Genomic DNA, 24714 nt, shown 5'->3' on the forward strand with positions numbered 1-24714 from the left:
GCTTGTCGAATCATGATGCCCCTATAACAAAATGCCCACCCAGGTGACCTGGGTGGGCACTACGCGAACACTCAGAAGGACGCTAGCCAAAAACGCCGAAGCTTCCCGCGTTGAGCCACATGTGTACCGCTATACTGGCGATGTAGCCAAGCAAGATCACCGGCGACCAGCGCAGGTGGCCCAAAAAGGTATAGGAGCCGCGCGCTTGCCCCATGACCGCCACCCCGGCGGCGGAACCAATCGACAGCAGGCTACCGCCGACCCCTGCCGTAAGGGTGATCAATAGCCAGTGACCGTGGGACATGTCCGGCTCCATGGTGAGCACCGCAAACATCACTGGGATGTTATCGACCACGGCCGAGACCACCCCTAGGGCAATGTTGGCCCAAGTAGCGTTCCAGCCGGTATAGAGTGCTTCCGAGAGCAGACCCAGGTAGCCCATGAACCCCAGGCCACCGACGCACATCACCACTCCGTAGAAGAACAGCAGCGTGTCCCACTCGGCACGTGCCACACGGCTGAATACATCGAAAGGCACTACGCCGCCAAGCTGCTCCAACTTCTTGTTGTCGCCCAGGCGGCTGTAGCGTTCACGTTTGCGTTCCAACGAGCGGGGCAGACTTTGGCGCAGGTAGTAGCCAAAGAACTGCAAATAGCCCAGCCCTGTCATCATGCCCAAAACCGGCGGCAGGTGGAGCAGCGTATGGCAGAGAACGGCCGTGACGATGGTGAGCAAAAAGAGCGCGATGATACGCCGCGCGCCGCGCTTCAGTTGAACGTCCTCATACACGCTGCTGGGCTTTTGATCCTTGATGAACAGACTCATTACCGCCGCAGGAATCAGGAAGTTCACTAGCGAGGGGATGAACAGTATAAAGAACTCCTGGAACTGGATGATACCGGCCTGCCAGACCATCAGTGTGGTGATATCGCCAAAGGGACTAAAGGCGCCACCCGCATTCGCCGCGACGACGATGTTAATGCACGCCAAGTTGATAAAGCGTTTATCACCTTCGGCCACTTTGGTAATGACCGCGCACATCAAAAGAGCCGTGGTCAAGTTATCGGCGATGGGCGAAAGAATGAACGCCAATCCCCCGGTCAGCCAAAACAGCGTACGATAGTTGAACCCTTTGCGTAGCATCCAAGAGCGCAACGCATCGAAGACACGTCGCTCTTCCATGGCGTTGATATAGGTCATCGCCACCAACAGGAACAGCATTAGCTCGGTAAACTCCAGAAGCGTCACGCGAAACGCGTACTCGGACGTCTCCGACATCCCGTTCTGAACGTATACCCAGCCAATGAGTCCCCAGATGATGCCCGCGGCCACCAACACCGGCTTGGATTTGCGCATGTGAATCTTCTCTTCGGCCATCACGAGCGCATAGGCCAGTACGAAGACCACCACGGCAATATAGCCGACGGCTGATGTGGTCAAATCCACATCACCGGTGACCGCAAAGGCCGCTGGAGTGAACAGTAATAGTAAGGTCGCTAACAAAAAAGGCCAGCAACGAGAGTATCGAGGCTGGCCTGGGTCATGATGTAGCGTCAACATGGCGTGTTTATCCTTATAATGGGTTAAAAGAAGGGGGAATAAGCGCCGCCAGTTTAACAAGCTATATTGCGCCGCAATACGGAATTAAACCGAATGAATACGGCGTATCGCTTAGTGATGACGTCTTTTTTTAGGAAATTAACCGTTCTGCTAATAGTAAATTATGCTCAGTAGTGTAAGAAATTTAGCGGATTAAACCAAAGACGAAGATAGTGCATCGACCGAGTAGACGAAAGCGCGCTGCCTGGGTCGATGCGTGGTTCAATGAGTGGTTCGATGATTGGTTAATCGTGGTGGGTCGTGAGTGCCTCTTCAAGCCACCCTTGCTTCATTTGGGGCACCGACGCCAACAGCTTTTGCGTGTACGCATCGAACGGTGGGCTCAACACGGTGTCACGCTTGCCGTAACGCACCACCTGGCCTTGATGCATGACTGCAATGCTATCGGCAATCGCCTTGACGGTCGCTAGGTCGTGAGTGATGAACAGATAGGCCACGTTCTCCTGCGCCTGCAGCCGTAGCAGCAGCTTGAGAATGCCATCGGCCACTAGCGGGTCGAGCGCGCTGGTGACCTCATCGCAAATGATCAGCTTGGGTTTGGCGGCCAGCGCACGGGCAATGCACACACGCTGCTTCTGCCCGCCCGAGAGCTCGGCCGGATAGCGGTCGATGAACGCTTCTCCTAACTCGATGGCGTCGAGCAACTCGATGACGCGTTCACGGCGTGCTTTGCCTTTCAATCCAAAATAGAACGTGAGCGGGCGGCCAATGATGGTTTCCACCGTGTGGCGCGGGTTCATGGCTACGTCCGCCATTTGGTAGATCATCTGCAGCTCGCGCAGTGTCTCTTTGCTGCGCTCGGCGAGGGTGTGGGGCAGCGGCGTCTCTGCAAAGTGCAGCTGGCCCCGATTGGGGGGCAGCAGCCCGGTGATGACCCGCGCCAAGGTCGATTTACCCGACCCGGACTCGCCCACGATGGCCAGCGTCTGGCCGGCGCTCACCGACAGAGAGATCGTCTCCAACACATTGTGGCCGCTCTGATGATAGGCCGCGCTGACATCCTCGACCGCTAGCAGCGGCGTAGGTGAAGGCGGTTTTGGCGTATGCGCGATGGAACGTACCGCGACCAGCGCTTGTGTATAGGCTTCCTGGGGCGACTCGATGATCTGTGCCGTGCTGCCCATTTCGACTTTCTCGCCCTGGCGCAGCACGAGAATGTCGTCCGCGACTTGTGCGACCACGGCGAGATCGTGAGTAATGTAGAGCGCGCCAACCCCCGTGGTGTGGATGGCCCGCTTGATGGCCGCCAGCACGTCGATTTGCGTGGTGACGTCGAGTGCCGTCGTGGGTTCGTCAAAAATGATCAGGTCGGGTTTTGGGCAGAGCGCCATGGCGGTCATGGCGCGCTGTAGCTGCCCGCCCGATACCTGGTGGGGGTAGCGGCTGCCAAAGTGTTCCGGGTCGGGTAAGCCGAGTTGGCCGAACAGCTCTACGGCGCGCGCTTCGGCCTCTTGGCGTGTCGCCAGGCCATGCAGCAGCGTGGTTTCGATGACCTGCTCCATCAGCGTTTGGGCGGGGTTGAACGCCGCCGCCGCTGACTGCGCCACATAGCACACCGTTTTGCCGCGCAGCTTGCGCAGCGCTTTGGGGGTGTCTTTCAGAATATCCCGGCCGTTGACCCACACTTCGCCGCTCAAGCGAATGCCGCCACGCCCGTAGCCCGCGGGTGACAGGCCAATGGTCGATTTACCCGCACCCGACTCGCCGATCAGGCCCAGCACCTTGCCGCGCTCCAGGGTGAAACTGACGTCGTCGACGATGGTGATCTCCTGCGGCGCCTCACCGGGTGGGTAGGCCGTGGCGTCGATGGTCAAATGGCGAATGTCTAACAGCGTATCAGCCACGGCGGCCTCCTTTTAGATCGGTGGTGTGGCGTAGCACCCAGTCCGCGACCAAATTCACGGAGATGGCCAGCAACGCGATGGCCGCCGCAGGAATCAGCGCGGCGGGTACGCCGAACACGATGCCCTGGCGGTTTTCGCGCACCATGCTGCCCCAATCGGCTTCCGGTGGCTGAACGCCCAGACCCAGAAACGATAGCGAGGAGAGAAACAGCACCGCAAAAATGAACCGCAGTCCCAGCTCGGCCACCAGCGGTGTGAGGGCGTTGGGCAGTATTTCGCGGAAGATGATCCAGCCTTTACCCTCACCGCGCAGGCGCGCGGCTTCTACGAAGTCCATCACGTTGATGTTCACGGCCACCGCCCGGGAAATACGGAACACGCGGGTCGAATCCAGCACGCCCATGATCACGATCAGCATGAGCACGGTGCTAGGCATCACCGACAAAATGACCAGGGCAAAAATGAGCGTCGGTATCGACATGACGATATCGACGCCGCGCGAAATGAGCTGGTCCACCCAGCCCCCGTAGACCGCCGCCAGGATGCCCAGCACCGAGCCAATGGAGAACGCCAGTGCCGTGGCGAGGGCCGCAATGGTCATGGTGGTGCGCGCGCCATGTATGAGGCGTGAGAGCAGGTCGCGGCCCAGATTATCGGTGCCTAGCCAGAACTCGGCCGATGGCCCCATCCACATATCGCCCACGCTTTCGGACATGGGGTAAGGCGCGAGCCAAGGGGCAAAAAGCGCCATCACTAAAAAGCCGAACGTGAGCAGCAGGCCAATCAGCGCGGTCACTGGCATCCGTTTCAGCAGCGTTAAACATATCGACATGGTGTTGCGTTCCTGTCTGGTGACGGTGTTCAGCGGTTTATTTGGGGTGGCGCAGTCGCGGGTTGGTGACGATGGCAATGATGTCCGCCAGCATGTTGAGCCCGATGTAAACCGCCGCGAAGAGGAGCCCGACCGCCTGCACCACCGGCACATCGCGTTTGGACACATGGTCGATCAAATACTGCCCCATGCCCGGGTAAACGAAGATGACCTCGACCACGACGACGCCCACGATCAAGAAGGCGAGGTTCAGCATGACCACGTTGACCACCGGGGCAATGGCGTTGGGAAAAGCGTGTCGCGCGATGATGCGAAACAGCCCCAGGCCTTTGAGCTCCGCCGTTTCGATGTAAGGTGACTGCATCACGCTTAAAATGGCCGCCCGCGTCATCCGCATCATATGGGCGAGAATCACCAGCGTTAACGTCGCAGCAGGTAGGGCGATGGCATGTAGGCGCTCGCCCAGGCTCATGCCGCTATATACGGTGGAGACGCTGGGGAACCAGTTGAACTTCACGGCAAATAGGTAGATCAGCAGGTAACCGATGAAAAACTCCGGCAGCGAAATGGCCGTCAGCGTGGTGCCTGAAATCACCCGATCTGGCCAGCGGTTTTGGTAGCGCACCGCCACGAGCCCTAACAAAATCGCCAGCGGCACGGCGACCACCGCCGTCCAAAAGGCCAGAAATAGCGTATTGCCCGCACGGCCCCAAAGCGACTCGCCAATATCCTGACGATTGGAGAGCGCCGTGCCCAAGTCGCCTTGCAGTATGCCGCCGAGCCAGTCGAGGTAACGTAGCCAAGCGGGCTGGTCGAGACCCAGCTCGCGGCGCAGGTTGTCCACGGCTTCGGGTGTGGCGCTCTGGCCGAGAATGGACTGTGCCACGTCGCCTGGCAGCAGCTGCGTGCCGACGAAGATTAGCACCGATACGGCCAGCAGCAGTAACAGGCCCAGCGCCAAGCGCTGGGCAATCAGTTTGATGACAAAGGTGTTCATAGCAAGGTCCGGTTTAGGAAGCCAACCAGCACTTCGAGAGTGCAAAGCCCGCCATCATCTCGCCCATGGGGTGCGCTGACCAGCCCCCGACGCTATTTAATGTCGCTTCGATGTAGTCGTTGAACATCGGCAATATCAAGCCACCTTCATCGCGCACCATCATCGCCATGTCGTGGTAAAGCTCGGCACGGCGGGTGGTGTCCAGCTCGCCGCGGGCTTCACGCGCCAGGGCATCGAAGTCATCGCGGAAGAAGCGCGTATCGTTCCAGTCGGCGCTGGAGATATACGCCGTCGAGTACATCTGGTCTTGGGTGGGGCGGCCGCTCCAGTAAGAGGCGCAGAAAGGCTGTTTATTCCACACCTCTGACCAGTAACCGTCGCCGGGCTCGCGGCGAATCTCCATATTGATGCCTGCCTGGGCGCAGCTTTGCTGGAACAGCTGTGCCGCATCGACGGCGCCAGGGAAGGCAACGTCCGAGGTGCGCAGGACGATGGGGCTACTGTGGCCCGATTTTTTGTAGTGATAGTTGGCGCGTTCGGGGTCGAATTCGCGCTGAGGAATGCTATCGGGGAAGAGCGGGTAGGCGGCATTGATCGGAAAGTCGTTCCCCACGCTGCCATAGCCGCGCAGAATGCGCTCGACCATGTCGTCACGGTTGATCGCATACTTGAGTGCCAGGCGGAGATCGTTGTTATCGAACGGTGCCGTATCGCAGTGCATCGGAAACACGTACTGCGCGCGTCCCGACGTATTGTTGATGACGATGTTGGGCAGGCGCTGCACCATCTCCACGACGCGGGGCTCGACGCGGTTGATCATGTGAACCTGGCCACTCTGCAGGGCAGAAATGCGCGCGGTGGGGTCGTTGATGACGGTGATCTCGATCTGATCGGCAAAGCCGTACTCGTCGGGGTTCCAGTAGCCCTCGAAGCGCTCGGCGATCTGGCGCACGCCGGGTTGGAACTCCACGACCTTGTAAGGGCCGGTGCCGATACCCGCTGCCGGGTCGTCGATGCCGCCACCGGGCTGGATCATCAGGTGGTAGTCAGACAGCAGAAACGGCAGGTCGGCGTTGGGTTCGAGCGTCACGATCGTGACTTCATAGGTGTCGGTGGCCTGGATCGATTCGATGCCCCGCATGATGCCGAGCGCACCCGATTGCGAGTCCTCGTTCGAGTGGCGCTGCAGCGTGGCGACGACGTCTGCAGAGGTCATCTCCTGGCCGTTGTGGAACTGCACGCCGCGACGCAGTTTGAAGACCCAGGTACGCGCATCCGGCGAGGACTCGACGCTTTCCGCAAGGCGGGGCGTTAGCTCGCCCTCTGGTGAAACGTTGGTCAGGGCCTCGCCCCACGATTGGCCAAACGAGTGCTGCACTTGGCTGGTCCAGCTCGCCGGGTCGAGGCTATCGGTCGATTCGCCGCCCTGCATACCGGCCTTCAAAATGCCGCCGCGCTGAGGCGTACCGGTGTTGGCAAACGCCTGGCCTGACAGCAGCGAGGCGGCAAAGGGGGCGGCCATGCCAAGGGCCATGGCGCGGCGCATGAAGTCACGTCGCGACAGCTGGCCTTGGGTGGCCTGTCGAGCTAAAGCGGCCATCGATGGGTGCATGTGGGTGGGTGCGTTGTGTTCTTTTTTCATGCGTTGATTCCCTAGGTTGGTTTAACGAGGCGAGGTGCCAAAGGCCAGTGTGTCGTAATCGCGAATCACGTGAGCGGCGAGTGTCAGGTGCTCGCCGCTCAAATGGGGCGCCGCACAGATGCCGATACCGGCCCGAAGGCCTGCGGCTTTTCCCATCGCCATATCGCCATTGGAGTCGCCAATGATGAGCGTACGCTCGGGTGTGACGCCAAGCTGCTGACAGGCAGCGAGCGCCATGTCGGGGAAGGGCTTGCCACGTGGCACTTGGTCGTGCCCCAGCACCACGGAAAAGTGGTCCGCAAGCGAAAGAAGGGAGAGATGACGCAGGGCGTTGCGATGATCATCTGATGTCACCACCGCCAATTGAACGCCTGCATGGCGAGCGCGAGCGACGAAGCCGAGAAGTCCCGCCACGGGGGTGACGCAGCGCGACCAATCGAGCGATGCATCGAGCGACTGGAGCGCGTCGTGAGTGATTTCCGTTGCGTCGTTCCACGCCAAGCCGCCCTCGAACAGGCTGAGCGCCACGATGGTGACAATGTCGTCCAGCGAGCCAATGGTGAGCGGCCCGGTCGGATCCCACAACCGGGAGTCGGGGTAGATCCCCACGCGACGATAAAGCTCGGCAAAAGCGAGGGGCGGGGGCGGTGACGAAAACGTAGCGAGGCGGCGGTTGACCGTGGTGATGAGCTGATCGAACCAGCCAATCCAGAGGTCACCAAAATTGAGTAGCGTGCCATCCTTATCGAACAAAATGGCATCGATGGGGTAGGTAACACCTTGTACGTTGAGTTGGGGCATGTGGTTTGATGGCGTTGAAACGCCTTCTCTTTTAGTGGCGGGCGCACTGAGCCATCGCCAAGATTTTTTTTGAACGTTCAATCGAAAAAGTGATTTAGCCTGGGTAATCCCACCGTTGATGTCAAGTTGATGACAGCCGATGCACAGCGCACAAAAGACGCCCATTTGGGCGAGCGCCATCTAGCGCTAAGGGCGACTAACGCAAGGGAGAATATGCCGCTATGCTAACGGTGTTGTGTGTCACGCGAAGGGTGACGAGTCGATCCATCAGGCCGAGAAGGCCATGATTGCAAAGGACGTTGAATGCGTGCCCGTATATGCTCTTTTTTTCGCCTTGGTAGTGTACTGGCGCTCGCGCTGACGATGGCGAGCCTTGGGCCCGTGGCCCAGGCGCAAACACGGATGACTTACAAGTCGGCGCTCGCAGGGACGGCCTACCATCAAATGGGGAGCGAGCTTGCCCAGGCCATTCGACAGGGAAGCGACGAGACGCTCTTGCTGACCAATGAAGAGAGCCAGGGCTCGGTACAAAACATTCAAGAAGTGATGAATCGGCAGGAGCGCTATGTGTTTACCGCGCCCCCTGCGCTCGTCGCTCAAGCACAGGCGGGCGAAGGTGTCTTTGCGAGTCATGATCGCGAACGGTTCGGTGCCATTCGCGGACTGTTTCCCGTGCCATCGTTGACCATGCATTTCGTGATGGCAGGCGATGACGGTACGACCTCGATCGATGCGCTGAGCGGTAAACACGTGCTGATCGGGCGGGGCACCTTCAGCGCAGGTGAAGCCGCACGCTACTTCCGGTTGTTCGGTTTGGAAGACAGCGTGCGCCTAGCGGATGCGTCGATCACCAATGGCCCTGAAGCGCTTCGGGAAGGTCGAATCGATGCGTTCGTCACGGCTAGCTCCTACCCCACGCCGAATGTCATCGAAACGGCCTCGCTCGTGCCCATTACCCTGGTGAGCTTTACCGCTGAACAAATCGCTCAGACGGGCGCCGTGCCTCAGGTGATTCCCGGCGGCACCTACCCCGGCATCGCTCAGCCCACGCGCACGACGTCGATGCCGGTAGTTGCCTACACCACCAAGCAGATGGATGTAGAGACGGCCTACCGCCTCACGAAGTTCTTCTGGGAGCAGCAGCCTTGGCTTGCAGAGCAGTCCGCTTGGTGGGGAAGCGTCACACCGGATCTGCTCACCCACCTGACGACCCCGCTTCACCCAGGCGCGCGACGCTACTACGAAGAAGCGGGTATGGAGCTGCCTGCCCATGTGCGTTAAAAAATCGTAAAGCTCAGCGCAATATAGGCTGCATAGCCGCCCAGCAGCGCTGCGCCTTCCCAGCGTGACAGGCGCATGCCGGTATAAAGAAACAGCAGGAGAAGAGCGGCCGAGCCGAGCATGACCCATTGATCGAACTGGCTGACTCGTTCGACAATGGGCAGTGGCTGCAAACAGGCAGAGATCCCCAATATCCCCAGGACGTTGAAGATATTGCTGCCCAGGATATTCCCGACGGCGACATCGGCATGACGGCGGAGGGCCGCAATCACCGAGACGGCCATCTCCGGCAGCGACGTGCCGACCGCAACGATGGTCAAGCCGATGACCGCCTCGGAAATGCCCATGGCCTGGGCGAGACCAATCGCACCATAGAGCAGTAGCTGCGAACCGCCAATCAACATGCCAAGGCCCACGACCAGCGCGACGCTGATCATGACGGTCGACGTAGGAATGGCCGTGACTTCCTCCGCTTCGGCGGCGTGCATCTCGCCTTCGGGCAGCGGCTGTTGTCGCTCGGTGTGGTAAGCCCATACCAAATAGGCGGCGAGGGCCAGCAGCAGCAGTGCAGCCTCCCAGCGGGCCAGTTCACCGCTCCAGGCAAGTACGATGAATAGCACGCTGGCGCCGACGACCACGACGCCATCTCGCCTTAGCGCCAGAGGTTGAACCGTCATGGGGCAAATGGCGGCACATAGCCCTAAAATCAGTAAAATATTGCCGATATTGCTGCCGACGATATTGCCCACGGCGATATCGGGCTGCTCGCGTATCGCGGCATCGATCGAGACCACCAGTTCCGGGGCCGAAGTACCGAACCCCACGACCACCAGCCCCGTCAGCAACGGCGATACCCCCATACGCTTGGCACCGGCGACGGCGCCGCGTATCAATGCTTCTCCTCCGCCAAACAGCAGCACGATACCGGCCAGTAAGCTCAACCCATACAGCATGTGTCATCTTCCTTTTGATACGCTTGGTCGTTTGCCAAGCTTAGGCTTATGACATTAGCTCAGTTCGTTAGGCCTGCAAGCCCCCGTGGGCAACGCATCATAAAAGAATTAAACGCAGCAGGCACGGTAGGCGGTTGCCAATCAACTCGATAGCATAGTGCGTGACGGGGAGTGACACCGCAGTGAGCGCCGAGCAAACCATGCGAGGGTGGGAATTATGCGTGAGCAGCGTATGATGCGCGCGGTACAGTCGCCAGAGCGCGCCTCGCCCGAAGCTCAGTGAGCTGACTCTTTTACCTATGACGGAGCATGAAAAATGCCAGATATCGTGGTGATGTTTTTCTTACTGGGACTGCTGGCGGGGGCGGTGAAATCGGACCTGCAAGTGCCCAAGGCCACTTACGATACGCTAAGCCTGTTGTTGATGCTGACGATTGGCTTGAAAGGCGGGATGGCGCTCTACGGCAATTTGCACTGGGGGCTAGTGCCCGAGCTGCTGGGCGTCGCGCTGCTCTCTGCGCTGATTCCTTTGATGCTGATGCCTCTGTTGCGCCGTTTCGTGCGCCTCTCCGCCGCCGATAGTGCCAGCATCGCCGCTCACTACGGCTCGGTCAGTGCGGGGACCTTTGCCGTGGCGCTTGCCTACGTCGAAGCGCGCCAGCTAGCGGTGGGCAGTGAAGTCACGCTCTACTTGGTGGCGATGGAGCTACCGGCCATCATGATCGCCATCGCGCTGTTTCGGCGTCATCAGGGCGCGGCGGTCAAAGAGAGCACGAGCAAGCTGTGGCATGAAACGCTGACCAACCGGGGGGTGATTCTCCTCGCCGGTGGCGTGGCCATTGGCGCGCTGTACGGGCCAGTTCAAGGGGCGGAAGTCACCGCGCTCTTTACCGGGGCGTTCAAAGGCGTGCTAGCGCTCTTCCTACTAGAAATGGGGTTGACCGCCGCGCAAACGCTGCGCCCCATGCCTTGGCATCATTGGCGGCTCGTCACCTTCGCTCTCGTGACACCGCTTTGCCTATCGCTGCTGGGGATACTGGTCGGCGCGCTGGTGGGCCTGCCCCTGGGCTCGGTGGTGATTCTCGCAGCGCTCGCGGCCAGTGCCTCCTACATTGCCGCGCCTGCGGCCATGCGCGCGGCCATACCGGAAGCCAACATCGGCCTAGCGATGCTGGCATCCCTGGGGGTGACGTTCCCGCTGAACGTCATGATCGGCATCCCACTGTACCACCAGCTGATCGACTGGCTGCTGGTGTAAGCCAGCGCATGCTAAGTGTTCGTCGTCACTTGACGATGAGCCACAAAAAAAGCACCCGAAGGTGCTTTTTTTGTGGGGTGTCTGGTGGAGGCGGCGGGAATTGAACCCGCGTCCGCCAGCACGCGCCCATTGGCTCTACATGCTTAGATTCCGTCATTTGCTTTAGCGCGACTGACTCCGACGGTCAGGATTCAGCCACGCGAGCCTTCTAAAGTTTAACGGTTGACGAGAAGACACCGCCAACCGCGGTCCTATCAGCTTTAGCTCATATCCCCGCAGTGATGAATAGGCACATCACCTTGGGGCCAGACAAGAAGCTAGCAGGGTTTAAGCTGCCAGCGCGCCTTGAGCGTAGTTTTCGTCGTTTGCGACTATTTTTCGTGATGTGGTATTTACGAGATACATCACGCTCTCGGCATGCACCGCAGGGTTTGTCACCGGCGTCGAAACCATGTCGCCCCCTAAGTCAGAGCCGTAGTCTAACGTGCTCACAACGAATTGACCAGTTATGCCTTGTTATGTTCCCGCATAATCCGACCTTTTTGGCGGTTCCAGTCACGGTCTTTCTCGGTAGCTCGCTTGTCATGGATTTTCTTACCGGTCACCAGCGCTAGCTCGCACTTCACCTTGTTACGCTTCCAGTAGAGCTTGAGCGGCACGCAGGTGTGGCCTTTGTCCTGTGTGACCGAGAAAATCTTGGCAATCTCTTTACGGTGCAGCAGTAGTTTGCGCGTGCGAGTGGGGTCGGCGATTTCATGAGTGCTGGCCGTGTTCAGCGGCATGATATGACTTCCCAGCAGGAAGGCTTCGCCGTTGCGAATCAAAATGTAAGTGTCGGTGAGCTGCGCTTTACCCGCGCGCAGGCTTTTGACTTCCCAGCCTGCCAGCGCCAAGCCCGCTTCGAAGGTTTCGTCGATATGGTACTCAAACCGTGCCTTCTTGTTCTGGGCGATGACACTGCTGCCGGGGCCCTTGCTGTTACCTTTTTTCGTGGCCATGGAACCTCATCGTTGATCTGTCAGTAGCACCCCTTCGTTATGTGGGGAGGCGTGATACCATTCAAGGTCTGAAAAAATGTTTCCCATGATACGCTCTGGGCACTGTGAAGTCAGCGGAGAGGTCAATGCCAACCGTCAATCGTACCGCCTTGGTGCGGCACACCCCCCAGCAAATGTTCGATTTGGTCAATGACTTCGAACGCTACCCCGAGTTCCTGCCGGGGTGCCGTCGAGCGCGTTTGCTCGAGCACGACGCCGATCACCTGATTGGCGAAATGACGCTAGGACGCGCAGGCGTGGAACAAACCATTACCACGCGTAATGACTTGTATGCGCCCGAGCGGATCGAGCTGTCGCTTGTGAAAGGGCCGTTCAAGCAGCTAAAAGGGCGCTGGTTATTCACGCCCATGGGTGCGGACGCCTGCAAGGTGAGTCTGGAGATGGAGTTCGTATTTGCCAACAAGCTACTCAGTATGGCGTTTGGCAAGCTATTCCAACAAATTGCCGGGCAGTTGGTCGACGCGTTCACCAAGCGTGCTGACGAGATGTATGGCCGTTAAACAGCTAAACGTTGAAGTTGCCTTCGCGTTGCCGCACAAGCAGCGTATCGTCGCGCTGACGGTGCCGGAAGGGACCACCGCACGGCAAGCAGTGTCATTGGCCGATTTGCCTAGCCTGTTCCAAGAAGTGCCCAGCGATACCTTTACACAGGCGCCGCTGGGTATTTTTGGTAAGGCGATTCGCCACCCAGAGAAAGAGGCGTTACGCGAGGGCGATCGTGTCGAGGTCTACCGCCCACTGCAGATCGATCCAAAAGCGGCCCGATTAGAGCGGGCCAAACGTCAGGCCAAAGGACAATAGTCCTGCCTCACTCGTCGGTAATGATTGGCTGCGGTTCGGGGGCCGTCTCCGGTGTGGGCGTGCGTTGGATGGGCAGCGCATCCAACGGGTCAGCGCCTTCAACGGCGGGGCCCATACCCCGGTCGGTGCTGATCGGCAGGTCGCGCGAAAAATCACCGTCTCGTTCGATGTTCATCAAGCGGCCTGCATTATCGAACGTCAGCGTCACGCGGCGCTGTTCCACGCCTTCGTACGCTTTATCGATGCGATACACGTAGTCCCACTCGCGAGAATTGAAGGGCGCTTCCAGCAGCGGACGTCCCATGACATAGGTCACCTGCTCTTGGGTCATGCCTGGTTGAAGCTGGCTGACCATCTCTTGAGTAACCAGGTTGCCCTGAGGAATGTCGCGCTTGTAAACGCCAACGTAGCTGCAGCCACTAACGACGGTCAGGGCAACGGAAAGGGTAATGATACGAGTCAATTTTTGCATTTGAGCCTGTTCTTCACTATCGTGGTTTCGGTCGATGATACCCGACCTAACCTGTTACTGCGAAGAGCAACCATGGCCGATCAGAACCATGAACTACGCAAAGCCGGGCTAAAAGTGACCCTGCCGCGCGTCAAGATCCTGCAGATTCTCGAAAATGCTTCGGGCCAACACCACCTTAGCGCAGAAGAAGTGTATAAAACACTGATCGATGCGGGCGAGGATGTTGGCTTGGCGACCGTCTACCGCGTATTGACTCAATTCGAGTCGGCGGGCCTTGTGATTCGTCACAATTTCGACGGTGGTCACGCGGTTTTCGAGATGACCCAAGAGGACCACCATGACCATATGGTGTGTCTGGAAAGCGGTGAGATCATCGAATTCGTCGATGACATCATCGAGCGTCGCCAGCAAGAGATCGCCGAAGAGCACGGCTACGAACTCGTGGACCATGCGTTGGTGCTGTACGTTCGCCCTCGTGGGTCTGACGTAACACGCCAGGATAGCGGCCCAACGAATCGCAAATAGTGGCTCATCAAGCGCGGGTTTGCTAAGTCTCGCGCCGTGAAATAAATGCCCCCAGAGTGCACGTGATGTTTCACCGGTGCTCTGGGGGCGTTTTGTATTCGGTGAGTCGTTGAAGAGAAAACCGTCAGGTTCAGTGCGGCGGGCGCTGGCTGGCGTGGAGCATTTCCCGCGCATGGGCCAGGGTTTGGTCGGACAGCGTCACGCCGCCCAGCATACGCGCCAGCTCGCTGATCCGGCCGCGTTCGTCCAGCAGCGCCATGTGGGTGAGTGTGGTGTCTCGCTTGGCGCGCTTTTCGATGTGCAGGTGCTGGTGCGCCTGGGCGGCCACTTGAGGCAGGTGGGTCACGGTCATCACCTGGCCGTTTTCGCCTAGTTTACGTAGCAGTTGGCCGACGATTTCCGCCGTTGCCCCAGAAATACCCACGTCCACTTCATCGAAGACCAAGCTCGGAATCGTCGAATGCGACGCCGCCACCACCTGAATGGCCAGGCTGATGCGCGACAGCTCGCCGCCGGAAGCGACTTTGGTGAGCGGCCGGGCGGGTTGGCCCGGGTTGGCGCTGATCAGGAATTGCACATGGTCCAAGCCCTCGGGGGAAGGCGTTTCGCGCGGGGTGACGTCCACGTCGAAACGTGCTTTGCCCATGGCCAAGAAGGCCAACTGCTGCTGCACCTCTTTGCCCAGACGCACGGCGGCCTTCTGACGTGCTTCGGTGAGCTGCTTGGCCTCGCTGCGGTAACGCTCGCGGTACTCGGCCACTTGACTGCTGAGGGCTTCTAGATCGTCATCGCTGGCTTCGAGCTGCGCCACCTCTTGTTTGAGTTGGGCATGCAGCGCGCAAATCTCTTCGGGAGCGACGTGGTGCTTACGGGCAATGCGGTGTACGTCGCCCATGCGCTCCTCGACCCACGCCAGTCGCTCTGGGTCCAGTTCGGTGGTGCTGGCCAATCGGTGCAGCTCGCTAGCGGCCTCTTCGACTTGAATTCGGGCATCGCTCAACATGGTGAGCGTATTGGCCAGCGTGCCTTTGTCGCTGCCGGGCAGCGCGCTCAGATGGGCGTAGGCTTGGTTGAGAAGCGACAGCGCGCCTCCTTCATCGCTTTCGCAGCAGTCGGCGGCAAACTGGGTTTCACGCAGGGTCTCTTCGGCGTGGGCCAGGGTGTGCTGCTCCTCTTCCAAGGTTTGCAGCTCGCCTTCGGCAAGGCCCAACTGGTCCAGCTCCTCGACTTGATAGCGCAGCAGTTGGCGTTTGGCCTCGACTTCGCTGCCCTCTTCACTGAGTTTTTTCAGCCGACGGCGGGCACTGCGCCACTCGCGGAACGTCTCGGTGAGCTGCTGGCTGCCTTCGCGAAGCCCGGCGTAGTCATCCAGTAGCGCCAAGTGCGTCTCTTCCCGCATCAAGGCTTGGTGGGCATGCTGGCCATGAATCTGAATTAGCTGTTCACCGAGGGATTTCAAATCGGCAATGGTCGCTGGGTGGCCATTGATCCACGCCTTGGAGCGGCCGTTGGCAGTAACCACGCGACGCAAGAGACACTCATCGGCAGGCAGCTCGCGGGCGTCGAGCCACTCGGCTGCTGCGGGCAGGTGCTGGATATCGAAACGGGCGGAGAGGTCGGTTCGCTCGCAGCCGTGGCGCACGCTACCCGCATCGGCGCGCTCGCCCAGGCAGAGCCCCAGGGCACCCAGCAGAATGGATTTACCCGCCCCGGTTTCCCCCGTAATGGCGGTCATGCCACGGGTGAGGTCGAGTTCGAGACGATCAACGATCGCATAGTCTTGGATCGCTAGCTGCGTAAGCATAAGGCCTCCTGAGGCGGTGCGGCACAGAAGCTGGATACTTATCCAATAATTGTTGTTTTATACAGTAGTCGATAACTCACTTCAATGCCCCTCTTGAGATGGCTTTGATGGCCCCCATATAGGCTGCATACGTGGTTAACACCCGCTACTTACCTCAGGTGGCCGCCAACGGCACCGTTACTTATTTCAGGAGCAAGGCATGGCAAAAGAACCGCAAACCCCGTTGGAAGATGAGCTGGCACGCCAAGAGCAGGAAGCAGAGGTCACCGACCAATCTGCCGAAGAGCGGTTGGTGGAAGGCGAACTGGAAGGGCTGATCGATGACGATGCACCGCTGGAAGATAGCGCTGGCAGCCCCGAAGCCGACGTGCTGGCCGCTCAGGTAGAAGAGCTCGAGCAGAGCCTGGCGGAAGCCAAAGACCAAGCGCTGCGGGCTGCTGCCGAAGCTCAGAACGTTCGCCGCCGGGCGGAGCAAGAAGCCGAAAAGGCGCGCAAGTTTGCCCTGGAGAAGTTCGTCAAAGAGCTGCTGCCCGTGGTGGATAGCTTGGAGAAAGCGCTGGAAAGCATGCAGGACGATGCGTCCGAGGCGCATCGCGAAGGTGTCTCCATGACCCTCAAGATGCAGCTCGACGTGCTGAGCAAGTTTGGCGTCGAAAGCATCGAGCCTCAGGGCGAGCCCTTCGATCCACAGGTGCATGAAGCCATGGCGATGGTGCCGAACCCAGAGCTCGACCCCAACACCGTGATGGATGTGATGCAGAAAGGCTATCTGTTGAACGGCCGCCTCGTGCGTCCTGCCATGGTCGTGGTCAGCCAAAAAGCGAATTAAGCCGCGTTGACGCACTGCCGCAAAAAAAGCCCTTGAAATGCGGCAAGCGGCCCCCAAATAAAGGGCAACCCGCGGGAAAGCCCGCAGACGCCAAGTAAGTAACAGCGGCGTAAAACATCAGTTTTGTTTCAACCGAATTCGAGGTTTTTGCTATGGGACGCATTATTGGTATCGACCTGGGCACCACTAACTCTTGTGTGGCCGTGCTCGATGGTGACAGCGCTAAAGTCATTGAAAACGCCGAAGGCGGTCGTACCACGCCTTCCATCATTGCCTACACCGACGACGGCGAAACCCTGGTAGGTCAGGCCGCCAAGCGCCAGGCCGTGACCAACCCGGAAAACACCCTTTACGCCATCAAGCGTCTGATCGGCCGTCGCTTCAAAGACGACGTCGTTCAAAAAGACATCAAGATGGTGCCCTACAAAATCGCTGAAGCCGATAACGGCGATGCGTGGGTAGAAGTGAAAGGCAAAAAAATGGCACCGCCGCAGGTAAGCGCGGAAGTGCTGAAGAAAATGAAGAAGACCGCCGAAGACTATCTCGGCGAAGCGGTCACCGAAGCGGTCATCACCGTACCGGCCTACTTCAACGACAGCCAGCGTCAGGCTACTAAAGATGCGGGCCGCATTGCCGGTCTGGACGTCAAGCGCATCATCAACGAGCCGACCGCCGCAGCGCTTGCCTACGGCATGGACAAAGCCCGTGGTGATAAAACCATCGCGGTATACGACCTGGGTGGCGGTACCTTCGATATCTCCATCATCGAAGTGGCCGACGTGGATGGCGAAACGCAGTTCGAAGTGTTGGCGACCAACGGCGACACCTTCCTGGGTGGTGAAGATTTTGACCTGGCATTGATCAACTATCTGGTCGACCAGTTCAAGTCGGACAGCGGTATCGATTTGTCTGGTGACAATCTGGCCATGCAGCGTCTGAAAGAAGCCGCCGAGAAAGCTAAGATCGAGCTTTCCAGCGCGCAGCAGACCGACGTGAACCTGCCGTACATCACCGCCGACAACACTGGCCCGAAACACCTCAACGTGAAGGTGACCCGTGCCAAGCTGGAGTCGCTGGTCGAAGACTTGGTACAGCGTTCGCTCGAGCCGTGCAAGATGGCGCTGAAAGATGCAGGCTTGTCCGCGTCTGAAATCGACGAAGTGATCCTGGTCGGCGGTCAGACCCGTATGCCGATGGTTCAGAAGAAAGCGGCAGACTTCTTCGGTAAAGAAGCCCGTAAAGACGTGAACCCGGACGAAGCAGTGGCCGTGGGTGCTGCGATTCAGGGCGGTGTTCTGGGTGGCGACGTTAAAGACGTACTGCTGCTCGACGTGACCCCACTGACCCTGGGTATCGAAACCCTGGGTGGCGTGATGACGCCGCTGATCGACAAGAACACCACCATCCCGACCAAGAAGACGCAAACCTTCTCGACCGCGGATGACAACCAGACCGCCGTGACCATTCACGTCGTTCAGGGTGAGCGTAAGCAAGTGTCGCAGAACAAGTCGCTGGGTCGCTTCGACCTCGCCGACATTCCGCCGGCACCGCGCGGTGTGCCGCAGATCGAAGTGGCGTTCGATCTCGATGCCAACGGCATTCTGAACGTGTCTGCCAAAGACAAGGCGACCGGCAAAGAGCAGTCCATCGTCATCAAGGCGTCTAGCGGCCTCTCCGATGATGAGATCGAGCAAATGGTACGCGACGCTGAAGCTCACGCGGACGAAGACAAGAAGTTCGAAGCGCTGGTACAGCTGCGTAACCAAGCGGACGGCATGATTCACGCCACCCGTAAGACCGTTCAAGAAGCGGGCGATAAGGCCACCGATGACGAGAAACAGGCCATCGAAAACGCCATCGCCGAACTGGAAGAAGCGGTGAAAACCGATGACCAGGACGACATCCAGAAGAAACTGGATGCGCTGACCGAAGTCTCCGGCCAGCTGGCGCAAAAGATGTACGCCGAACAGGCAGAAGCGGCCCAGGCGGGTGGTGAAGGTGCTGAAGAAGCCAACACCAAGCAGGACGATGACGTGGTTGACGCCGAATACGAAGAAGTCAACGACGACAAGAAGAAGCAGTAACCCACCTCTTTCTGCCAAGGAAAGCGGTGACGCGGGAGGCAACTCCCGCGTTGCTGTTTCCGCGGCCGAGACGCCTATAGTGCGTAGCTAACCAGGAGGCGTAGGACCCATGTCCAAACGCGATTATTACGAAGTCCTGGGTGTCGAAAAAGGGGCCGATCAGAAAGAGATCAAAAAGGCCTATCGCCGTCTGGCGCAAAAATTCCACCCTGATCGAAACCCGGACGATACCTCCGCAGCGGAAAAATTCCGCGAAGTGTCGGAAGCTTACGAAGTTCTGAGCGATGGCGAGAAGCGCGCGGCCTACGACCAGTTCGGCCATGCCGGTGTGGATGGCCAGGGCGGCGGCTTTGGCGGCGGTGGCTTCGGTGGCGGCGGCGCTGGCGATTTCAGCGATATCTTCGGCGATGTGTTTGGCGATATCTTCGGTGGCGGCGGTGGTCGTCGTCGTGGGCCCAACGCACCTGCACGGGGCTCCGACCTGCGCTACAACCTAGAGCTGGATCTAGAGAGCGCAGTGGCGGGCACCACGGTGGACATTCGCGTCCCGCGTCATATTGAGTGTGACCGCTGCGACGGTGGCGGCGCCGAGCCGGGCTCCACCAAAGAGACCTGCCCGACCTGCCATGGTCACGGCCAAGTACGCATGCAGCAGGGCTTCTTTGCGGTTCAGCAAACCTGCCCGACCTGTCACGGCAGTGGCCAGCACATCAAAGTGCCGTGCCACAAATGTAACGGCGAAGGCCGCGTGCGTGAAACCCGCACCCTCTCGGTGAAGATTCCGCCGGGTGTGGATACCGGCGACCGTATTCGTCTCAACGGCGAAGGCGAGAGCGGCGTGAACGGAGGCCCGGCGGGCGATCTGTACGTTCAGGTGTCCATCAAGCCGCACCACATCTTCAAGCGTGACGGTAAGCACCTGCAGTGCGACGTGCCGATCAATTTCGTCGATGCAGCCCTCGGTGGCGAGTTGGAAGTGCCCACGCTGGATGGCCGCGTGAAGCTGAAGATTCCGCCGGAAACCCAAACCGGCAAACTCTTCCGCCTACGTGGTAAAGGCGTGAAGCCCGTTCGCGGCGGCGCCCCCGGCGACCTGCTGTGCAAAGTGGTGCTGGAAACGCCCGTCAACCTCAACGACGAGCAGAAAGACCTGCTTCGCCAGCTGCAAGAGAGCTTCGATGGCAGCAACAGCCACAGCCACTCACCGAAGAAGACCGGTTTCTTCGACAGCGTGAAGAAGTTCTTTGAAGAGATGAAGCCGTAAGAGCCCAGAGCGCTCTGAAGTAACAGCCCCAGCACCCCGGTGCTGGGGCTTTTTTATATGTATATGCCATTGCAGACCCATCCGCCGCGCCAAGGCTTGTGGGTCTGGCAGACGATGCTACGTGGGGCTTGAGTGAGACAAGCCAAGGCGACTTACGTCACAATAACAGCATCCGCTTATTAACCTCTGGACGCTGACGAATGAAGGAAACCACCTAATGCCTTTGGATGCTGTTGACCGCCCTTATTTGGGGATTTGGCTGCGTGTGCTGTCGGGGGTGCTGTTTACGGGCATGCTGGTGTGTATCAAAGCCGTGAGCGATGAAGTGCCGGTGGGGCAGTCGGTGTTTTTCCGTTCGCTGTTTGCGCTGTTGCCGATCGTGGTGTTTCTGGCCCTACGCCGGGAGTTTCCTCAGGGATTGGCGACCCGGCGACCGTTGGGGCATGCCTTGCGTTCAGGATTGGGCGCGGCGGCGATGTTTGCCTCGTTTGCCGCCGTGGCGGTGCTGCCGGTGGCCGAGACCACGCTGCTGGCGCAGTTGACGCCTATTTTTATGGCACTAGGCGGTGTCTTGCTGTTGGGCGAGCGCTTTACGTGGGTGCGTGCGCTCGCGATGGGGCTGGCGATGGGGGGAATGGCCGTGCTGGTGTTGCCGAACGTGGGCGGTGCTTCCCAATCGGGCCAGCTGGTGGGCTATCTATTGGCGGTGCTGAGCGCGGTGCTGACGGCGGGGGCGTTACTCACCGTGCGGCGCATTTCGCGCACGGAAACGCCGGGCGCCATCGCGTTTTACTTCATTTTGGTGTCGGCCCTGGCGGGGCTGGCGACGCTGCCGCTAGGCTGGTCAGCGTTACGCCCAGAGGTGTTGAGCCTGCTCGTGCTGGCGGGGCTGTTGGGCGGGGCGGCGCATATCGCGATGACGCTGGCATTTCGCTATGCCGAGGCGTCGCGGTTAGCGCCGTTCGAATACCTCGCCTTGCTCTGGCCGGTGTTGGCAGATTGGTGGTTATTCGATATTCCGGCCTCGTACCACTTCTTCTTGGCGCTGCCTTTGATGCTGGCCGGTGTCGTATTGGCGGCGCTGGAGGGTAAGCGCCTTAAATGGCCTCTTCGACGATAAGCTGAGGCCGCCCCTTCGAGCAGGGCTCGATGCGAGCGTTCACGCGGTAAACGCCGCGCAGTAGCTCCGGGGTGATGACGTCCTCCGTGGCGCCGCAGGCGATCAGTCGACCCTGTTCCAGCACCATGGCGTGATCGGTAAAGCGCAGGGCGTGGCCAATGTCGTGTAGAGCGACCAGAATCAGCATTTGCCGCTCGTCGGCTAGGCGTCTCAGTACGCTCAACAGGCTAATTTGTCGGTTGAGATCGAGCGCGGACGTGGGCTCGTCCAGCATGAGGATGTCAGGCTCCTGCACCAGCGCCTGGGCGGCGCTCACTAGCTGGCGCTGGCCGCCGCTCAAATCGCCGATGTCACGCTCGGCCAGCGCGCTAATGTTCAGCTCGGCAAGCGCTTTGTCCACTTGGGCAAGGTCGTCGGCTTGTACCGTCAGGCTACGCCCTTGCATGCGGGCCAGCAGCACGGACTCATACACCGATAAGACGGCTTTGGCACCGGTGTCCTGGGGCATGTAGGCCACGGGCCGCTCGGCGGTGGTGTGCGAAATGAGCACGTCGCCGCTGCCTTTCAGCAACCCTAGAATGCGACGGAACAGCGTCGATTTGCCTGCCGCGTTGGGGCCAAGCAGCGCCACGACTTGCCCGCCTTGAAAGCAGGGCGTGGAGATGTCGTGAACGATGGTTTTGCGCCCATAGCGGGCGCACACGTTCTTGAGCTGTAGCGTTACCATGCGGCCTTCTTGTGATTGAGCACGAGGAAAAGGAAGAAGGGAATGCCCACGAGCGACGTGATGATGCCGATGGGAATGATGGTGCCGGGAATGATGATCTTCGACAGCACCGACCCCACCGAGAGAATCAGTGCACCGCACAGCGCCGAGCCGGGCAGGAAGAAGCGCTGATCTTCGCCCAGCAGCATACGGGCAATGTGCGGGCCCACCAGGCCAATGAAGCCAATCGTACCGACGAAGGCAACGGCGATGGCGGCCAGCAGCGACACAAGCACCAATACCTCTAGGCGCAGCGCGCGAGGGTTGACGCCCATGCTCTCCGCTTTGGCATCCCCCAGGCGCATGGCGGTGAGCGCCCAACCGTGGCGTGCCAAAAGCGGCATTACCAGGGCGAGCACGCCGAGTGCGATCCAAAACTTTGGCCAAGTGGCTTTGGTAAGGCTGCCCATCGTCCAAAACACGACGGCCGCCACGGCCTCTTGGCTGGCAAAGAACTGAATCAGCGCCATCAGCGAGTTGAAGATGAACACCATCGCGATGCCGAGTAGCACGATGGTTTCCACGGTGACGCCGCGCTTTAGGCTCAGCGCGTGAATCAAAAACGCGGTGAACATGGCCATCAGAAACGCGTTGATGGGCACTACATATTCGATGGCGGTGGGGATGATGGCCACACCAAAGGCCAAGCCAAGGGCAGCACCGAAGCTGGCGCCCGCGGATATCCCCAGCGTGAACGGGCTGGCGAGCGGGTTGCTGAGGATGGTCTGCATCTGCGCGCCCGCCACCGAGAGGCTAGCCCCCACGACGATGGCCATGAGCGCGACCGGCATACGAATGTCCCACAAAATGACCCGCGCCTGCTGGCTGACGGCATCGGGAGTCACCAGCGCAGCGACCACCTCGGCCAAGCTGAAACGGGCGGGGCCGAGTGCCAAATCCACACAGAGACTGAGCAGCAGCGCGAGAGTCAGCCCCACCAGAATCAGCTGTCGACGCCACACTTGAGCGCGATAGAACGTGCGTCCGGCGGTTGGGTGGGCGACGTTGGCATTACTCATCATGAAGCGTTATCCAGTAGCCGGGCTGATAGTCGATCGGCAGAAACCGGTCGTGAAGCTCTTCCAAGGTAGCTTCGGGGTCTAAATCTTCAAACAGCTCGGGATGGAACCACTTGGCCAGCTGCTGTACGGCAACGAAGTAGTAGGGGCTGTTATAGAACTGGTGCCAAATCGCGTGAACGTTCCCTGTCTCGACGGCGTCGATGCCGGTCATGGCGGTGCGGGTCGTTAACGCTTGCAGTTTTTCCCGTGCCTGCGCCTGGTCGGCGCCGGGACCAACACCAACCCAGTCACCGCCTGGCACGTAGGCATCCCAACTGCCGCCCGTGACCACCACGTGCTGCGGGTCGGCGGCGATGATTTGCTCGGGGTTGAGGTTGCCAAAGCTGGCGGGGATGATGCCATCGGCAATATTGATGCCGCCTGCCAACGTCACGTATTCGCCAAAGTTGGCAGGGCCGAAGCTCATGCAGCACTCATCCGAATAGCCGCCTGCACGGTCGACGAAAACGCGTGGCCGTTCGGGGTCGGCTTGCTCGATGACATCCGTTACCCGGGCGAGCTGCGCTTCAGCAAAGGTGATGAACTCCTTGGCAGCGGCCTCGTCGCTCATCAGCTGGCCGATCAGGCGCATCGATGGAATGGTGTTCTCGATGGGGTCTTCGCGGAAGTCCACGTACACGATAGGAATATCCAGTTCCGCGAGCTTGTCATCGTAGGCGGCATCCTCGGTGGCTGCTTTTGCCTCGATGTTCATCAGGATCAGGTCGGGATTCAGTGACGCTGCTTGTTCGACATCGAAGGTACCATCTTTGAAGCCCCCAAAGGTGGGAATCGACGCCATCTCGGGGAAGCGCTCTAAGTAGCGTTGGTAGTTGTCAGGGTCTGCTTGTGAAAAGTCTTCTCGCCAGCCCACCACGTGGGCCAGTGGTGCGTCGGGTTCGAGCATGCCCAGCAGATAGATTTGCCTGCCTTCGCCCAGGATGACGCGTTCGGCAGGGGCGTCTAGGGTGATCTGTCGGCCAGCAATATCAGTGACCGTGATGGGCGCCGCGATGGCCGACGCGCAAACGAAAGACGTCAGCGCACCTACAAAAGGAAGAGATAGGCGTAACAGCATAGTGGCATTGAGTACCTGAGTTCTTTAGCGTCTACGCTAACGATGAGTGTTTAATCAAACATAGATGTTGATGTTAATTGCTATTCTCATGTCCGGCATTATCCCTTAAAGCAGAAAAGGTGTCGAGGTAAGTGCCAAGCATTAGCATGATGGCAACAGGCCGTTGCAAGGAATTCTCATTCGTTGCTTGGTTCTTTTCACAGCGAGGATTACGCTAGTGGGTACTTACTACTATGAAGATGGAGTAAACCCATGCCGTTATCCCGAGCTGAGATTGCCACCCCCTCTGGTGCACGCTTGATCAACCGCTTATGCAAACACTGGGCGCATAAATTGGAGGTCGAGCATACCGAGCAGGACGCCAAAATCGTGTTCTCCAGCGGTACCTGCCTGATGCACGCCGAGCCAGAACGGCTGCTGGTCTCTATCGAAACCCTCGAAGAGGAGTACCTGGACCAGCTCGAAGGCGTGGTCGAAAGCCATTTGGTGCGGATGGCGAAAGACGAACCGCTAGAGATCGTCTGGGAAAATTGAAGTGATCGAGGGGCGGCGGCGTTAGCGCCGCATCGGCCGGGGTGGTCTGTTATAATCGCGGCCATCCTTTTTGTTTCTAGATTGATGCT

The 24714-nt window shown here is 59.3% G+C and carries 23 protein-coding genes and 1 other RNA gene; 10 read left to right on the plus strand and 14 right to left on the minus strand.

From position 1 onward, the window contains the following. Positions 1-82: 82 nt before the first annotated feature. The 6 genes from nhaD to GYM47_RS01595 all read right to left on the minus strand — a co-directional run bounded on the left by nhaD (position 83) and on the right by GYM47_RS01595 (position 7737). Positions 83-1561, minus strand: coding sequence for a sodium:proton antiporter NhaD (nhaD, locus tag GYM47_RS01570; RefSeq protein WP_139527941.1), 1479 nt, complete (start codon positions 1559-1561; stop codon positions 83-85). A gap of 284 nt (positions 1562-1845) precedes the next feature. Then, positions 1846-3465 carry an ABC transporter ATP-binding protein gene (locus GYM47_RS01575; RefSeq protein ID WP_153843173.1) on the minus strand — a complete coding sequence of 540 codons (1620 nt, stop codon included), beginning with the start codon at positions 3463-3465 and terminating at the stop codon, positions 1846-1848. Continuing rightward, positions 3458-4297, minus strand: a complete 840-nt coding sequence (locus GYM47_RS01580; RefSeq protein WP_153843172.1) for an ABC transporter permease — start codon at positions 4295-4297, stop codon at positions 3458-3460. The genes GYM47_RS01575 and GYM47_RS01580 overlap by 8 nt, the downstream gene beginning before the upstream one ends. A gap of 37 nt (positions 4298-4334) precedes the next feature. Then, the gene (locus GYM47_RS01585) at positions 4335-5294 is read right to left on the minus strand and encodes an ABC transporter permease (protein ID WP_139527944.1); all 960 of its coding nucleotides are present in this window, start codon (positions 5292-5294) and stop codon (positions 4335-4337) included. Positions 5295-5307: 13 nt separating this feature from the next. Beyond that, positions 5308-6936: an ABC transporter substrate-binding protein gene (locus GYM47_RS01590; RefSeq protein ID WP_231125598.1), complete on the minus strand. Its 1629-nt coding sequence runs from the start codon at positions 6934-6936 to the stop codon at positions 5308-5310. A 21-nt stretch (positions 6937-6957) separates the two neighbouring features. Then, complete coding sequence (locus GYM47_RS01595; protein ID WP_168444421.1) at positions 6958-7737, minus strand: HAD family hydrolase; 780 nt, start codon at positions 7735-7737, stop codon at positions 6958-6960. Positions 7738-8040: 303 nt separating this feature from the next. On the opposite strand from GYM47_RS01595, the gene GYM47_RS01600 reads away from it, so the two are divergent. Further along, positions 8041-9018 (plus strand): TAXI family TRAP transporter solute-binding subunit, encoded by a 978-nt coding sequence (locus GYM47_RS01600; RefSeq protein ID WP_153843170.1) that lies wholly within the window; start codon positions 8041-8043, stop codon positions 9016-9018. On the opposite strand, the gene GYM47_RS01605 is transcribed toward GYM47_RS01600, so the two are convergent. After that, on the minus strand, positions 9015-9971 hold the full coding sequence (locus GYM47_RS01605) for a calcium/sodium antiporter (RefSeq protein ID WP_153843169.1): 957 nt from the start codon (positions 9969-9971) through the stop codon (positions 9015-9017). The genes GYM47_RS01600 and GYM47_RS01605 overlap by 4 nt on opposite strands. Positions 9972-10287: 316 nt before the next feature. On the opposite strand from GYM47_RS01605, the gene GYM47_RS01610 reads away from it, so the two are divergent. Continuing rightward, complete coding sequence (locus tag GYM47_RS01610) at positions 10288-11229, plus strand: sodium-dependent bicarbonate transport family permease (protein ID WP_153843168.1); 942 nt, start codon at positions 10288-10290, stop codon at positions 11227-11229. A gap of 82 nt (positions 11230-11311) precedes the next feature. Here the strand turns inward: GYM47_RS01610 and ssrA are convergent. Next, positions 11312-11691: a transfer-messenger RNA gene (ssrA, locus tag GYM47_RS01615) on the minus strand. Positions 11692-11735: 44 nt separating this feature from the next. Continuing rightward, positions 11736-12227, minus strand: a complete 492-nt coding sequence (gene smpB, locus GYM47_RS01620; protein WP_062360527.1) for an SsrA-binding protein SmpB — start codon at positions 12225-12227, stop codon at positions 11736-11738. 125 nt (positions 12228-12352) lie between these two features. On the opposite strand from smpB, the gene GYM47_RS01625 reads away from it, so the two are divergent. Next, a complete protein-coding gene (locus tag GYM47_RS01625) occupies positions 12353-12787 on the plus strand; it encodes a type II toxin-antitoxin system RatA family toxin (RefSeq protein WP_139527950.1) in 435 nt (144 codons plus the stop codon). Further along, positions 12777-13088 carry an RnfH family protein gene (locus GYM47_RS01630; protein ID WP_139527951.1) on the plus strand — a complete coding sequence of 104 codons (312 nt, stop codon included), beginning with the start codon at positions 12777-12779 and terminating at the stop codon, positions 13086-13088. The genes GYM47_RS01625 and GYM47_RS01630 overlap by 11 nt, the downstream gene beginning before the upstream one ends. A gap of 7 nt (positions 13089-13095) precedes the next feature. Here the strand turns inward: GYM47_RS01630 and bamE are convergent, their stop codons facing one another. After that, complete coding sequence (bamE, locus tag GYM47_RS01635) at positions 13096-13560, minus strand: outer membrane protein assembly factor BamE (protein ID WP_153843167.1); 465 nt, start codon at positions 13558-13560, stop codon at positions 13096-13098. A gap of 72 nt (positions 13561-13632) precedes the next feature. On the opposite strand from bamE, the gene fur reads away from it, so the two are divergent. Continuing rightward, positions 13633-14085, plus strand: a complete 453-nt coding sequence (gene fur / locus GYM47_RS01640; protein WP_016915905.1) for a ferric iron uptake transcriptional regulator — start codon at positions 13633-13635, stop codon at positions 14083-14085. A gap of 130 nt (positions 14086-14215) precedes the next feature. Here the strand turns inward: fur and recN are convergent, their stop codons facing one another. Then, the gene (gene recN, locus GYM47_RS01645; RefSeq protein WP_153843166.1) at positions 14216-15889 is read right to left on the minus strand and encodes a DNA repair protein RecN; all 1674 of its coding nucleotides are present in this window, start codon (positions 15887-15889) and stop codon (positions 14216-14218) included. Positions 15890-16088: 199 nt separating this feature from the next. Here recN and grpE point away from each other — a divergent pair, with 199 nt between their 5' ends. The 4 genes from grpE (at position 16089) to GYM47_RS01665 (ending at position 21186) form a co-directional block, all read left to right on the plus strand. Next, positions 16089-16718, plus strand: coding sequence for a nucleotide exchange factor GrpE (gene grpE, locus GYM47_RS01650; RefSeq protein ID WP_139527954.1), 630 nt, complete (start codon positions 16089-16091; stop codon positions 16716-16718). Between the two features lie 152 nt (positions 16719-16870). Further along, positions 16871-18802, plus strand: a complete 1932-nt coding sequence (gene dnaK, locus GYM47_RS01655) for a molecular chaperone DnaK (protein ID WP_139527955.1) — start codon at positions 16871-16873, stop codon at positions 18800-18802. A gap of 109 nt (positions 18803-18911) precedes the next feature. Then, the gene (dnaJ, locus tag GYM47_RS01660) at positions 18912-20066 is read left to right on the plus strand and encodes a molecular chaperone DnaJ (RefSeq protein WP_139527956.1); all 1155 of its coding nucleotides are present in this window, start codon (positions 18912-18914) and stop codon (positions 20064-20066) included. A gap of 217 nt (positions 20067-20283) precedes the next feature. Further along, the gene (locus tag GYM47_RS01665) at positions 20284-21186 is read left to right on the plus strand and encodes a DMT family transporter (RefSeq protein ID WP_139527957.1); all 903 of its coding nucleotides are present in this window, start codon (positions 20284-20286) and stop codon (positions 21184-21186) included. On the opposite strand, the gene GYM47_RS01670 is transcribed toward GYM47_RS01665, so the two are convergent. The 3 genes from GYM47_RS01670 to GYM47_RS01680 are packed head-to-tail and all read right to left on the minus strand — an operon-like array spanning position 21164 to position 24091. After that, positions 21164-21913 carry an ABC transporter ATP-binding protein gene (locus tag GYM47_RS01670; RefSeq protein ID WP_153843165.1) on the minus strand — a complete coding sequence of 250 codons (750 nt, stop codon included), beginning with the start codon at positions 21911-21913 and terminating at the stop codon, positions 21164-21166. The two genes, GYM47_RS01665 and GYM47_RS01670, sit on opposite strands and share 23 nt — an antisense overlap. Beyond that, positions 21907-22974, minus strand: a complete 1068-nt coding sequence (locus GYM47_RS01675; protein WP_153843164.1) for a FecCD family ABC transporter permease — start codon at positions 22972-22974, stop codon at positions 21907-21909. Before GYM47_RS01675 ends, GYM47_RS01670 begins: the two co-directional genes overlap by 7 nt. After that, complete coding sequence (locus GYM47_RS01680; protein ID WP_153843163.1) at positions 22964-24091, minus strand: ABC transporter substrate-binding protein; 1128 nt, start codon at positions 24089-24091, stop codon at positions 22964-22966. The genes GYM47_RS01675 and GYM47_RS01680 overlap by 11 nt, the downstream gene beginning before the upstream one ends. A gap of 252 nt (positions 24092-24343) precedes the next feature. On the opposite strand from GYM47_RS01680, the gene GYM47_RS01685 reads away from it, so the two are divergent. Beyond that, positions 24344-24625, plus strand: coding sequence for a DUF2218 domain-containing protein (locus GYM47_RS01685; protein WP_153843162.1), 282 nt, complete (start codon positions 24344-24346; stop codon positions 24623-24625). The last annotated feature ends 89 nt before the right edge of the window (positions 24626-24714 follow it).

It is taken from the genome of Vreelandella piezotolerans (genome assembly GCF_012427705.1).
Lineage (GTDB): Bacteria > Pseudomonadota > Gammaproteobacteria > Pseudomonadales > Halomonadaceae > Vreelandella > Vreelandella piezotolerans.

Coding starts and splice junctions, on each gene's coding strand:
- dnaJ (WP_139527956.1), top strand. CDS start 18,912: ATGTCCAAACGCGATTATTACGAAGTCCTGGGTGTCGAAAAAGGGGCC.
- grpE (WP_139527954.1), top strand. CDS start 16,089: ATGGCAAAAGAACCGCAAACCCCGTTGGAAGATGAGCTGGCACGCCAA.
- GYM47_RS01580 (WP_153843172.1), bottom strand. CDS start 4,297: ATGTCGATATGTTTAACGCTGCTGAAACGGATGCCAGTGACCGCGCTG.
- GYM47_RS01670 (WP_153843165.1), bottom strand. CDS start 21,913: ATGGTAACGCTACAGCTCAAGAACGTGTGCGCCCGCTATGGGCGCAAA.
- GYM47_RS01630 (WP_139527951.1), top strand. CDS start 12,777: ATGGCCGTTAAACAGCTAAACGTTGAAGTTGCCTTCGCGTTGCCGCAC.
- dnaK (WP_139527955.1), top strand. CDS start 16,871: ATGGGACGCATTATTGGTATCGACCTGGGCACCACTAACTCTTGTGTG.
- GYM47_RS01665 (WP_139527957.1), top strand. CDS start 20,284: ATGCCTTTGGATGCTGTTGACCGCCCTTATTTGGGGATTTGGCTGCGT.
- fur (WP_016915905.1), top strand. CDS start 13,633: ATGGCCGATCAGAACCATGAACTACGCAAAGCCGGGCTAAAAGTGACC.
- GYM47_RS01675 (WP_153843164.1), bottom strand. CDS start 22,974: ATGATGAGTAATGCCAACGTCGCCCACCCAACCGCCGGACGCACGTTC.
- GYM47_RS01680 (WP_153843163.1), bottom strand. CDS start 24,091: ATGCTGTTACGCCTATCTCTTCCTTTTGTAGGTGCGCTGACGTCTTTC.
- nhaD (WP_139527941.1), bottom strand. CDS start 1,561: ATGTTGACGCTACATCATGACCCAGGCCAGCCTCGATACTCTCGTTGC.
- GYM47_RS01600 (WP_153843170.1), top strand. CDS start 8,041: ATGCGTGCCCGTATATGCTCTTTTTTTCGCCTTGGTAGTGTACTGGCG.
- GYM47_RS01610 (WP_153843168.1), top strand. CDS start 10,288: ATGCCAGATATCGTGGTGATGTTTTTCTTACTGGGACTGCTGGCGGGG.
- GYM47_RS01685 (WP_153843162.1), top strand. CDS start 24,344: ATGCCGTTATCCCGAGCTGAGATTGCCACCCCCTCTGGTGCACGCTTG.
- bamE (WP_153843167.1), bottom strand. CDS start 13,560: ATGCAAAAATTGACTCGTATCATTACCCTTTCCGTTGCCCTGACCGTC.
- recN (WP_153843166.1), bottom strand. CDS start 15,889: ATGCTTACGCAGCTAGCGATCCAAGACTATGCGATCGTTGATCGTCTC.
- smpB (WP_062360527.1), bottom strand. CDS start 12,227: ATGGCCACGAAAAAAGGTAACAGCAAGGGCCCCGGCAGCAGTGTCATC.
- GYM47_RS01625 (WP_139527950.1), top strand. CDS start 12,353: ATGCCAACCGTCAATCGTACCGCCTTGGTGCGGCACACCCCCCAGCAA.
- GYM47_RS01585 (WP_139527944.1), bottom strand. CDS start 5,294: ATGAACACCTTTGTCATCAAACTGATTGCCCAGCGCTTGGCGCTGGGC.
- GYM47_RS01605 (WP_153843169.1), bottom strand. CDS start 9,971: ATGCTGTATGGGTTGAGCTTACTGGCCGGTATCGTGCTGCTGTTTGGC.
- GYM47_RS01595 (WP_168444421.1), bottom strand. CDS start 7,737: ATGCCCCAACTCAACGTACAAGGTGTTACCTACCCCATCGATGCCATT.
- GYM47_RS01590 (WP_231125598.1), bottom strand. CDS start 6,936: ATGAAAAAAGAACACAACGCACCCACCCACATGCACCCATCGATGGCC.